The organism is Mesorhizobium sp. P3_A10, assembly GCF_056403175.1.
Genome location: NZ_JBFUFZ010000002.1, coordinates 1,040,491 through 1,052,533, shown reverse-complemented (window position 1 = coordinate 1,052,533; position 12,043 = coordinate 1,040,491). Strand labels below are relative to the sequence as shown.

The window sequence follows — 12,043 nt, the reverse complement described above, 5'->3', positions numbered from 1 at the left end:
CTCCTATTCGGCTGCAGTCCGCATGTCGAAATCCACCACCGCATCGACGATCGGCGTGTCGCGGCGGTAGGGCTGCCAGCGGATTTTTGCACCGATCTCGCGCCCGAGCTTGTGGCCGCTGTGCACCGCATGCGCGATGGCACCGGGAGCCAGCGTGTCGCCGATCCGATCGACGCTTTTGATGCCGGCAGCGGCAAGTGCGTCCGACCGTTCCGTCAGCGCCTCGAACATCTCGTTGCGCGGCAGGCGCAGCCCGACGATCAGCACCGAGCGGCAGGCGATGCTGCTCTCCTCGCCGGTGAACAGATGCGCCAGCGTGGCCGTCTCGCCGTCGAAGGATTTTAACAGGTGCAGCGTCGTCACCGGCACCTTGCGCCGCGCCAGCGCGCGATGCACCAGCGGCAGCTCGTTGGTCATGATCGTCCATGCTGAAGCCTGACCTGCCGGGGTCGCGTAGCTGACTGGGATGCCCTGCGCAGCGAGGTGTTCGGTGAGAACGCCGCCCATGTAGTAATTGTCGAAATCGAAGACCAAAGTCGGCCCCAGGGGAAGCCGGCCGCCGGCGATGTCGTCCGGGGTCAGCACATCGGGATGGTCGAGCCGGCCGACCGGAATCTCCAGCGAGGAGTAGAGCATGTTCGTCCAGCGCGCGCCGGTCGCCAGCACCACGCGCTCCGGCGAAAGCTCGATGATCTCGTCGGCGCCCAAAACACTCTCGGGATAGAGCGAGACATTGCTCATCTCGTTGAGACGCCCGAGGCGATAGTCGACGACGCGGTTCCAGGCGGCGAGGCCGGGCAGGGTCTTCTCGAAGGTCAGCCGTCCGCCGAAGCTGCGGCTGCTGTCGGCCAGCGTTACCTCATGGCCGCGACGGCCGAGCGTCAGTGCGCATTCGAGCCCGGCTGGTCCGCCGCCGACGATCAGGATGCGTTCGGGTCTGTCGGTGCGCTCCACGCGTTCGGGGTGCCAGCCGCGCCGCCATTCTTCGCCGGCGGTCGGGTTCTGGGTGCAGCGCACCGGCACGCCGTCATGCCAGCTCGAAATGCAGATGTTGCAGCCGATGCATTCGCGGATCTCGGCCTCGCGGCCCTCGCGGATCTTGGCCGGCAGGAAGGGGTCGGCGATCGAGGGCCGGGCGCCGCCGATGAAGTCGAGCACGCCGCGCCTGATCTGCGACACCATCGTGTCGGGCGAGGTGAAGCGGCCGACGCCGACCACCGGCTTCTTCGTCAGCGACTTGACGAAGTCGATCACCGGCTCGTGGCTGCCTTCGCCGCTGAAGCGCGACGCCGAACAGTCGGTCGGGCTGGAATCCATCTTGACGTCGAACAGGTCGGGCAAGTCCGCGAGCAGTTCGATCAGCTCATGTGCTTCGGAGGGCTGGTTGCGGCCGGGCCGGCCGCGTAGTTCCTCAAGGCTGACCCGTAGTGCCACGCCGCAATCCTTGCCGACGGCCTCCTTGGTGACGTCGATCATCTCGCGCACGAAGCGCACCCGGTTTTCGATCGATCCGCCATATTCGTCTGAGCGGTGATTGTATTCCGGCAGCAGGAATTCGTAGCCGAGATAGCCCATGCCGGCATAGACATAGACGATGTCGAAGCCCGCCCTGCGCGCCTTGCGCGCCGCCTCGGCCTGGCACCTCAGCACCTCGCGAATATCGGCCTTGTCCATCGTCTTCGGCCGTAAATTGCCCATGAAGCCGACATGGGTGGCCATCCAGGGAATGCCGGACGGCGACAGCGGCGGCAGCCGGCTTGTCCTGTTCATGACAGAGGCGCCGCCGTGCCACAGTTCCACGCCGGCCAGCGCGCCATGGCGGTGCACCGCTTCCGTCATCAGCGCATGCGCGCGGATATCGTTGTCGTCCCATAGCGTGGCGAAAGGCAGCGGCGCGTCGTCCGAGCTCGGATCGATCGAACAGGCCCCGGTGCAGATCACCCCCCATCCGCCCTCGGCCTTGGCCTCGCGAAAGGCCGCGCGAACCCTGGGCAGCGCGTTGGTCATGCCGCTGGCGTGCGGCACCTGGTAGAAGCGGTTCGGCGCGGTGACGGGCCCGATCCGCATCGGCTCGAACAGGATTTCGTAGCGAGGGTTGCAGGTCATCGGCGCTTCGCGAATATGCTTGTTGAACGATCGTACAACAAGCATATTCGCACGAATGGCGAAAGGCAATGGACCCATCGCCAGCCGAATGGAAAAAGCCCACCCCGATACGATCAGGGTGGGCTTCAGCCGGGAGGCCAGGATCGAGCGCGAGGAACGCTCGATCCCTTCAGATTGCTGTCAGATGACGAAGAACCAGTTGGCGAGCAGCATCACCGCGACGCCGGCGACCAGCGTCAGATAGGGCAGCATTCCCGCCTTCTTGACCGAGAGGTCGGCTCCCGCCATGCCAAGATCGGCCAGCATGTGGTCGGGGAATTTGCCCTTGTCCTGGACATAGTGACGGAAGCAGAACACCGGGATGATCAGGGCAGCGGTGATCAGTCCGGCCCACAGCGCCATCGGGTTCCACACTTTTGCGCCCGCGCCCATGAAGATGGCGTTGACATAGGCGAAGATGGCGCCGACGCCGAGCAGCCAGCCCGGTGCCTTCCACGGCCGCGCGATGTGGCCGTTGTCGATGCGGTGAATCCAGCCGGCGTTGAGGTTGAGGAAGTTGAAGATGATGTAGCCGCAATTCGACACGGCGAGGATGAAGAAGAAGCTCGTCGCATCGGCCGAGGCGATGGCCAGCACGATCAGGTTGAAGATCAGGTCGGTCCACATGGCGCGCGTCGGGGCGCCGTGCTCGTTGACGTGGCTGAGATAGCGCGGCAGCCAGCCGTCGACGGAGCCCTGATAGAGCGTACGCGAGGAGCCGGCCATCGCCGTCATGATGCACAGCACCAGCGCCAGGATCATCAGCATGACGAGCAGGCTGTGGATGAGATTGCCGCCGCCGACCATGCCGGCCAGCGCATCCGCCACGCCGGAGCCGTCGACGATCGGCGTCGCCAGCATGCCGTTCAGGCCAAGCACGCCCTGGAAGGTGAAGGGCACCAGGATGAACAGCAGCATGCACAGCAGGCCGGAATAGAAGATGGCCTTGAACGTATCGGTGCCGGGGTTCTTGAATTCGGAGGTGTAGCAGACCGCGGTCTCGAAACCGTAGGTCGACCACGCAGCGATGAACATGCCGCCAAGCACCAGCGTCCAGCCGGCAACGTTCCACGAGCCGGGTTCGGGCGCATAGGCGGCGGCCAGCGGCACCAGCGGCGAAAAGTTCGCCCAGTTGATCTGGCCGGTGAAGATCGGCACCACGCCGACGATCAGCATCGGGATGATGACCAGCAGGCCGATATACTTCTGCACATTGGCCGTGCCCAGAATGCCGCGATGCTGGATGGCGAAGATGATCAGCATCAGCACCGCGCCAATGAAGAAGGTGGCGTTGAGCGTGAACGAGACCGGGCCCAGCGTATGGCTGAACAAGGTCCAGTTGCGGATCGCGGGCGTTGCCGCGGCCGCCACTGCGGCAATCGCGTCAGCGGGCGCCGTGCCGACATGCGCGGCGATGTAGGCGACCACTTCCGGCGAGGTCTCGGTGAAAATCGGCAGCGGCGCCAGCGCGTTGAGGATATAGGCGGCGGCGATCGAGCAGCCGAGCGACAGCACAGGCGACCAGGCGAACCAGTTGCACCACACCGACAGCGGCGCGATGAATTTCGAATAGCGCAGCCAGGCGGTGGCGCCATAGATCGAAGCGCCGCCCGACTTGTTCGGGAACAGGCCGGCGATCTCCGCGTAGGTGAAGGATTGCAGGAAGCCCATCACCATGGACACGGTCCAGATCAGGAAGGCCAGCGTTCCGGTCGTGCCGGCGATGCCGCCGATCGAAAACAGGACAAGGGCCGGAACGCCGCTGGCCACCCAGAAGGCGCCGCGCCAGTCGATATTCCGGTGCAGCTGGCCTTCGGCCGGCTGCGCCAGGGCAGAGGTTACGGTGCTCATATGTTTGAAATCCCCTTTTTGTTGTTCCCCGTCCGAGACGGCCGCGACTGTGCGTGGCTTCATCGCAGATGCATGCTTTGGTTGACCGCCGATGTTTCCGGTCAGTCGCATTTTTTTCTTAACAGTGAACATTGATCCGACGCGCTTTCACGTCAAGCGTTTTGTGAGGCCATGCACATCACGCTTGCGAAAACACGAAAATCAACCGGCCAGCAGCGCCGCAGGCCAGTTGGCAGGACGTCTCGAAGCGGACTTCAGGAGCGCGGTTTGGTCTTCTGCGGGTCGTAGTGGGCGAAGGCGACGACTCGCGCCGGCAGCCGCTTGGCATGGCCGTCGAGCTTGCCGATCTCCACCTCCGTGCCGATGGCTGAATGGGTGACGTCGAGCCTCGCCAGCGCAATGTTCTTGCTCAGCACCGGCGAGCGCATGCCTGATGTGACCACGCCGATCTGGGCGCGGCCGACATGGACGCAATCGCCATGGCCGACAGCGACGTTGGCGTCGATGTCGAGGCCGACCAGTTTCGTCTGCGGGTGCTCCTTGCGCCGGATCAGCGCCTCGCGGCCGATGAAGTCGTCGGTCTTGCTCTTGAGCGGCACGGTGAAGCCGATGCCGGCTTCGAACGGGTCGGTCTGGTCGGAGAATTCGTAACCGGCGAAGATCAGCCCGGCTTCGATGCGCACCATGTCGAGGCCTTGTAGCCCCATCGGCTTCAACCCATGCGGCTGGCCGGCCTCCCAGATTGCGTCGAAGACTTTCTCGGCGTCGCGTGGATGGCACCAGATCTCGTAGCCGAGTTCGCCGGTATAGCCGGTGCGTGACACCACGACCGGAATGCCGTTGCCGCCGCCGATGCGCGCCACCGCAAAGCGGAACCATTCGAGCTCATCGATCGAAGGCTGCAGCGGCGAGGTCCAGATCACCTCTCGCAGGATGTCGCGGCTTTTCGGCCCTTGCACGGCGACATTGTGCATCTGGTCGGTGGACGAGCGCACCAGCACGTTGAGGCCGAGCTTTGCCGCCGTCTCGCGCAGCCATTCGCCGGAGAGATCGTCGCCGCCGACCCAGCGGAAATTGTCCTTGCCCAGCCGCAGCAGCGTGCCGTCGTCGATCATGCCGCCATGCTCGTAGCACATGGCGGAATAGACGACCTGGCCGACGCCGAGTTTTTTCACGTCGCGGGTCAGCGTGTATTGCAGCAGCGCTTCGGAATCCGGGCCGGTGACCTCGAATTTGCGCAGCGGCGACAGGTCCATGATCACGGCATCCTGCCGGCAGGCCCAGTATTCGTCGATGGGACCTTCCTTGGCGAAGGCATTGGCCAGCCAGTAGCCCCTGTACTCGACAAAGTTGCGGGTGTGCTTGGCAAAGCTCGAATGAAAAGCTGTCTCGCGGGTCATTTTGGGTTCCGAATCGGGCGTCATTCGTCTGGCGATCGCTCGCGAGAATTTGTGCTGGCCGGAATAGGTTCGCACATGGATGTCGGTCAGGTTCCAGCCATTGGCCGGCGTCGTATCGTCGGGGCAGGCGGAGGAAACGCAGACGATGTCGGTCAGCGCCCGCAGCAGCACATAGTCGCCTGGGCGAGACCATGGTTCGTCGGAGACCATGACGCCATGCGCGTCGATCGCCGTGTTGAAGAAGAAGTTGATCGCCATCCAGCCTGCGCGGGGCGTGACGCCCTTGTCGGCCAGCGCGCGATTAAAATTCTCCGAGCAGTTGGTGTGGCCGGGATAGCCGATGTCGTCGTAATATTTGGCCGCGCAGGCGAGCGCGAAAGCGTCGTGCCGGCCGCACGTGTCCTGCACCACCTCGACCAGCGGCTCCATGTCCTGGTCATAATATTTCGAGTGCAGGCCGGGCATCGGATAGCTCGAACCCATCAGCGTGCGCGTCGTCGTCACGTCGAGCGGTTGATCGCGGCCCTTGTCCAGCTTGCGCGCCGAGAAGCATTGGAAGTCGGTGCACTGACGTCCGTCGACGTCGATGATCTGCAGGTAGTCGCCGGCTTTGACGAAATAGGATTCGGCGGTTGCCGAATGCACCCTGACATCGAGCACCGGCTCGGCGAGCGGATCGGCGAGTTGCGACTTCGATTTCAGGCGCACCATGGCGCGGCGCACGATCACTGTGAGCGGCGTCGCTGTGTCATGGCCATCGACCAGCATCGGTCCGCCGGGCGCGGCAATGATCATCGCTCCGTCGCGGGCGACGGTAAAACCCTGTTCGGTGCCCGCCGGCGTAGCGCCGCCGAACACGCGCACCGCCTTCGCCTGATCGAGCTGCACCTGCCGGCGCTCGAGCCCGCGGCGCAAGGCGGAGAGGCTGTCGTCGCCTTCCGCTAGCAGCGCCTTGATGCCGGCGGCATTGCTGTTGGATGTCTCACCGAGAATGCCGGGGTCGGTGGCACCGGTCTTGTCCCAGGCCAGCAACTCGCAAGCCTGCCCGCCCTCGACATTACGCACGCTGATCGTGTCGCCGGCCTCGACCTCGATCAGCACCGCACCATTGCCCTGGATCGTGTAGCGCTCCATATCGGCCGGCAGCGCGATCTGGCCGGGCCTGAGGATCAGGCTCGGCCGGGGCGGTCCGGCTGTGACGGCGGGGTAGGGCGACTGGCTCATTTCGGCCTTACGGTTCGAGAAACAAGTTTGCCTGTGTGTGAAATTATTTTAGCAGCAAGAATAGCAGTGCGGTCGGATTTGGCAAGGCGGCGGTGGTAAAAGCTCCCCCTTCTCCCCCTGTGGGAGAAGGTGTCGCCGAAGGCGACGGATGAGGGGTGCTCCAGGGAACGCCAGCGTCTCACTCCGCTTTAACACTCCTCATCCGTCTCGGCGCTGCGCGCCGATCCACCTTCTCCCACAAGGGGAGAAGGGAATGCCGCGCACAGCGCTACGCCAACTCCTCGGAATGTCCGATATTGACACCATACTCCGCAGCCGAATCCAGCATCGTGTGCCACAGGCTCTCGGCGAAGGTCGCAAACACCAGAACGTTAAACACCGCCTGCCCATCCGTCCGATCATTGCCTCGCCAGAGCGTGACGCTGGTGTGATCCATCGAGGTCGCAGCAGCCGCGCCAACCTCGAACGCATCGGGATGCAAATCGATCGACGAGAGCTTGGCCAACATCGCTCGTGCCTTGGCGCCGGAGATGCTGATCAGCACCCGGGCATGCGATTGGTCGGAGAGCGACGCCGACTGCGCGAAAGCCTGGCCGAGTTCTCCGGTCCCATGCTTGCCGCCCTTGGACAGGACAAAAAACTGATCCGGCCCCGACCAGATCAGCGTCGCGTCCGCCGTGTCGACCGCCTTCGGCGTTTCCGGAGCCGCGACACCAAAGCGTGCCTTCGCGGCGCTGGCCATGTCAGCCGCCTTGCCCCGCCGCGACATCACCTGCACGAGGTCGAAATTACGGATTTCGGTCAGCGCTACGCCCGCATCGCCGCGTGCGCCATAAGGCCCCGCGACCAGCGCCCGTTCTAGCGGACTGCGGATGTCCCAGGAAAACTCAGCCACGCTGGCGCCCTCCATCCGGATCGTAGAAGACGGGATTGCACAGCTCGACATCATAGTCCTCGCCGCGCAGCGGATCATGCGCATGGACGATCTCGCCGATGCGCTCGCGGCCGTGTTCGACCAAGCCGAGCCCGATCCACTGGTCGAGCGTCGGCGAGAAGCAGACCGAGGTGACGTAGCCCTGGTCGTTGCCTGGGCCCGGTTTCTCGCCCTTCGGAATGATATGCGCGCCGGAGCGCAGGCGCCGCGTTTTGTCGACCGGCTTGATGCCGACGACGACCTGGCGGTCCGGCGCGACCAGCGCCTCGCGGCCGGCCATGACGCGGCCAATAAAATCCTTCTTGGTCGACATCATCTTGCCGAGCCCAAGATCGGCGGCGGTCGTCGTGCCGCTCAATTCCGGTCCGGCGACATGGCCTTTCTCGACGCGCATGACGCCGAGCGCCTCGGTGCCATAGGGCGTCACGCCGAACTGTTTTCCCGCCAGCATCAGATTGCGCACCAGCGCCTCGCCGTAACGGGCCGGGACGGAAATCTCGAAGGCCATCTCGCCGGAGAAGGAGATGCGGAACAGCCGTGCCGTGAGGCCGCCGCGCAAAGCGACTTCCCGCGCGCCCATGAACGGAAAGCCTTCGTTGGAAAGGTCTTCGGCCGGATCAACGATTTCCTTCAGCAGGTCGCGGGTCTTTGGCCCGGCGATCGAGAATTGCGCCCACTGGTCGGAGACGGAGGTCAGTTGCACGTCGAGCTCGGGGAAAAGCACCTGGCGGCAGAATTCGAGGTGCTGCATCACCAGTCCGGCCTTGGCGGTGGTGGTGGTCAGGAAATAATGGTCCTCGGCCAGCCGCGAGGTGGTGCCGTCGTCATAGACCAGACCATCCTCGCGCAACATCAGCCCGTAGCGCGCTTTTCCCACGGCAAGATTGGAGAAGGTGTTGATGTAGACTCGGTCAAGGAAGGCGCCGGCATCGGGGCCGTGCACGTCGATCTTGCCCAGCGTCGAGACATCGCAGAAGCCGACGCCACCGCGCACCGCCTTGACCTCGCGGGTCACCGATTCCAGCCAGTCCTTCTCGCCGGCGCGTGGATACCATTGCGCCCGCTTCCACAGGCCGGTGTCGACGAAGATCGCACCCTGTTCGGCGGCCCAGTGATGCGACGGCGTCAACCTTGTGGCGTGGAAAGTCTCGTCGCGGTGATGGCCGGCAAAAGCGCCGATGGCGACCGGCACGTAAGGAGGTCGATAAATAGTCGTCCCGGTCTCTGGAATGGATTTGCCGCTGACCGCGGCCATGATGGCGAGGCCGGCGACGTTCGAGGTCTTGCCCTGGTCGGTGGCCATGCCGAGCGTCGTGTAGCGCTTCAGGTGCTCGACCGATTCAAAGCCCTCGCGTTGCGCCAGCTCGATGTCGGAAGCCGTGACGTCGTGCTGGTAGTCGACAAACGCCTTGCCCTTGCCGGCGACATGCCAGAGCGGGGTTAGCGAGAAAGCTTCATCGTCGGCGACCGGGGCCGCCCCTGCATTGCCGTTGTGTCCCGCGTCACGTGCAGCCGCAGCACCGGCGGCAAAGCCTTGGCTCAGGCAGGCACCGAGCCCGAAGGCGCCGTTGGCGGCACCGACGGCCAGCATGCCAGGAGGGGCTCCATCCGGCACGAAGGCCGATATATCGTCCTGCCATTTCGGCCGGCCGCGATGGTAGGAGGTCAGCCCGACCGCCGGGTTCCAGCCGCCGGAGACGGCAAGCCCGTCGGCTTCGACTTCTGCGCGCGCGCCGCCGGTCAACGACACCGCGATTTTCTTCACACCATCCTTGCCGCCGTCGACGCCACTGACGAAGCCATGCAGCACAGTGAACCCGTTCTTGGCGGCCAGCGAGCGATGGGCAGCCGATACATCCGGTCGTGCGTCGATCACCGCCGCGATCTGCAATCCGGCGGCAAGCGCGGTCTCGACCGTGCGCCAGCCATCCTCATTGTTGGTGAACAGCGCAACGCGCCTCGCCGGTGTTGCTGCGTAGCGCGCGACATAGGTCCGCATCGCCGAAGCCATCATCACGCCAGGCGTATCATTGCCGGCAAAGACGATCGGCCGCTCGATGGCGCCGGCCGCGACGACGCAGCGTTTGGCAACGATCCGCCACAGCCGCTGGCGCACCTGGTGTTCGGGCGGCGAGGGCAGGTGGTCGTTGACCCGCTCGATCGCGCCATAGGTGCCGCCATCATAGACGCCGAACAGGGTCGTGCGGGTCATAATGCGGACGTCGGGCAACGATGCGAGTTCAGCCAGCGTCCGCGATATCCATTCGGCGGCCGGCATGCCGTCGATCGTGCCGCCATCCGACAGCAAGCGGCCGCCGAGCGTAAAATCTTCCTCGCCCAGGATGACGCGGGCGCCTGCGCGGCCGGCAGCGAGTGCTGCCGCCAGACCGGCCGGGCCGGAGCCGGCGATCAGCACGTCGCAATGCGCCCATGCCTTGTCGTAATGGTCCGGGTCGGCAACGCCCGCGGCGCGGCCGAGACCCGCGGCGCGGCGGATCGCCGGCTCGTAGATCGCTTCCCAGAACTTGGCCGGCCACATGAAGGTCTTGTAGTAAAAGCCGGCAACGAAGATCGGCGCGAACAACTGGTTCACCGACATCACGTCGTGCCGCAGCGACGGCCAGCGGTTCTGGCTGGCGGCTTCAAGGCCTTCATAAAGTTCGGCGGTGGTCGCCTTTGTGTTCGGCTCACGCCGCGCACCCATGCGCAATTCGACCAGCGCGTTGGGCTCTTCCGAGCCGGCGGTCAGGATGCCGCGCGGGCGATGATATTTGAACGAGCGGCCGACCAGCTTGACGCCATTGGCGACCAGTGCCGACGCCAGCGTGTCGCCCTGGAAGCCGGAAAAGCTTTTGCCGTCGAAGCGGAAGGAGAGCGGCGCCGAGCGGTCGATCAGGCCGCCGCTGGCGAGTCGATTTTCTTGAGCGCCGGCCATCAGGCGCCAACCTTGGCGGCGCCGACGCCGGCCGCCGGCTCCACCGCCGAAATCTCGTGTGTCAGCGTGTTGCGCGTGACCTTCAGCCATGCCCGGCAACCGCCGCCATGGTACCAATTCTCGCTCATCACGCCGGCGATATTGTCGCGCAGATAGACATAGTCGTAGACGGCGTCTTCGCTGGCATCCGCCGCCGGCCGTTGCGGCTTGGCATCGCCGAGAAAGGTGAACTCGCCGAGTTCGCGTTCGCCGCAGAAGGGACAGACAATGCGCATGGTTTCCTGACCGTCCTCAGTGAAGGTTCGGTTGGGCGCCCTGGCCCTTTTCGTCGATCATTGCACCGCGCTGGAAACGGTCGAGGCGGAACCGTGCGGCTTCAGCATGCGACTCGTCTCGCGCCAGAAGATGGGCAAAGACGAAGCCGGAACCGGGCGTCGCCTTGAAGCCGCCATAGCACCAGCCGGCGTTGAGGTAGAGCCCGTCGACAGGCGTCTTGTCGATGATCGGCGAACCATCCATCGACATGTCCATGATGCCGCCCCACTGGCGCAGCAGCCGCACGCGGCCGATCATCGGCATCAGCGCCATGCCGCCTTCGCAGACGTCTTCCATGACAGGCAAATTGCCGCGTTGGGCATAGGAATTGTAGCCGTCTACGTCGCCGCCAAAGACCAGACCGCCCTTGTCGGACTGGCTGACATAGAAATGACCGGCGCCGAAGGTCATGACGCCTGGAATGAGTGGCTTGATCGCCTCGGAGACGAAGGCCTGCAGCACATGACTCTCGATCGGCAGACGCAGCCCGGCCATCGCGGCAACCCGCGAGGAAGAGCCGGCGACCGCCATGCCGACCTTGCCTGCGCCGATCTTGCCGCGCGACGTCTCGGCACCGGTCACCTTGCCATTGGCGTCGCGAGTGAAGCCTGTGACCTCGCAGTTCTGGATGATGTCGACGCCGAGCGCGCTGGCCGCATGGGCATAGCCCCAGACCACAGCATCGTGCCGCGCCGTGCCGCCGCGCCGCTGCAACAGGCCGCCCTGCACGGGAAAACGTGCATGATCGAAATTCAGGAACGGGATCATCTTCTTCAGCGCAGCCTGATCGAGCAGTTCGGCATCGATGCCGTTGATCCGCATCGTGTTGCCGCGCCGCGCATAGGCGTCGCGCTGCGCGTCGGAATGATAGAGGTTGAGGACGCCGCGCTGGCTGACCATCGTGTTGTAGTTGAGGTCCTGCTCCATCCGTTCCCACAGCTTCATCGACAATTCGTAGAAGCCGGTATTCCCGGGCAGGCCATAATTGGAGCGGATGATGGTGGTGTTGCGGCCGGCATTGCCGGAGCCGATCCAGCCTTTTTCCAGCACGGCGACATTTTTTATGCCGTACTCGCTGGCCAGGAACCATGCGGTGGCCAGGCCATGGCCGCCACCGCCGATGATCACCACATCGTAGCGATCTTTAGGGCTGGCATCGCGCCAGGTGCGCTGCCAGTTCTTGTGGCCGGATAGGGCGGCGCGAGCGAGCGAAAAGATCGAGTATTTCATGACGTCATT

General features: G+C 64.5%; 7 protein-coding genes. All 7 read right to left on the bottom strand.

Annotated elements, in window-relative coordinates:
• Positions 1 to 3: 3 nt before the first annotated feature.
• Positions 4 to 2,106, bottom strand: a complete 2,103-nt coding sequence (locus tag AC1DXU_RS11910) for an oxidoreductase (RefSeq protein ID WP_477368439.1) — start codon at positions 2,104 to 2,106, stop codon at positions 4 to 6.
• Positions 2,107 to 2,286: 180 nt separating this feature from the next.
• Positions 2,287 to 3,996: an APC family permease gene (locus tag AC1DXU_RS11905; RefSeq protein WP_477315731.1), complete on the bottom strand. Its 1,710-nt coding sequence runs from the start codon at positions 3,994 to 3,996 to the stop codon at positions 2,287 to 2,289.
• A gap of 254 nt (positions 3,997 to 4,250) precedes the next feature.
• The gene (locus AC1DXU_RS11900) at positions 4,251 to 6,620 is read right to left on the bottom strand and encodes a DUF1989 domain-containing protein (RefSeq protein WP_477368437.1); all 2,370 of its coding nucleotides are present in this window, start codon (positions 6,618 to 6,620) and stop codon (positions 4,251 to 4,253) included.
• A 268-nt stretch (positions 6,621 to 6,888) separates the two neighbouring features.
• Positions 6,889 to 7,530: a sarcosine oxidase subunit gamma gene (locus tag AC1DXU_RS11895; protein ID WP_477368434.1), complete on the bottom strand. Its 642-nt coding sequence runs from the start codon at positions 7,528 to 7,530 to the stop codon at positions 6,889 to 6,891.
• Positions 7,508 to 10,489, bottom strand: a complete 2,982-nt coding sequence (locus tag AC1DXU_RS11890) for a sarcosine oxidase subunit alpha (protein WP_477368431.1) — start codon at positions 10,487 to 10,489, stop codon at positions 7,508 to 7,510. Before AC1DXU_RS11890 ends, AC1DXU_RS11895 begins: the two co-directional genes overlap by 23 nt.
• A complete protein-coding gene (locus AC1DXU_RS11885; protein WP_477368428.1) occupies positions 10,489 to 10,764 on the bottom strand; it encodes a sarcosine oxidase subunit delta in 276 nt (91 codons plus the stop codon). The genes AC1DXU_RS11890 and AC1DXU_RS11885 overlap by 1 nt, the downstream gene beginning before the upstream one ends.
• Positions 10,765 to 10,780: 16 nt before the next feature.
• A complete protein-coding gene (locus AC1DXU_RS11880) occupies positions 10,781 to 12,034 on the bottom strand; it encodes a sarcosine oxidase subunit beta family protein (protein ID WP_477368425.1) in 1,254 nt (417 codons plus the stop codon).
• Between the last annotated feature and the right edge of the window lie 9 nt (positions 12,035 to 12,043).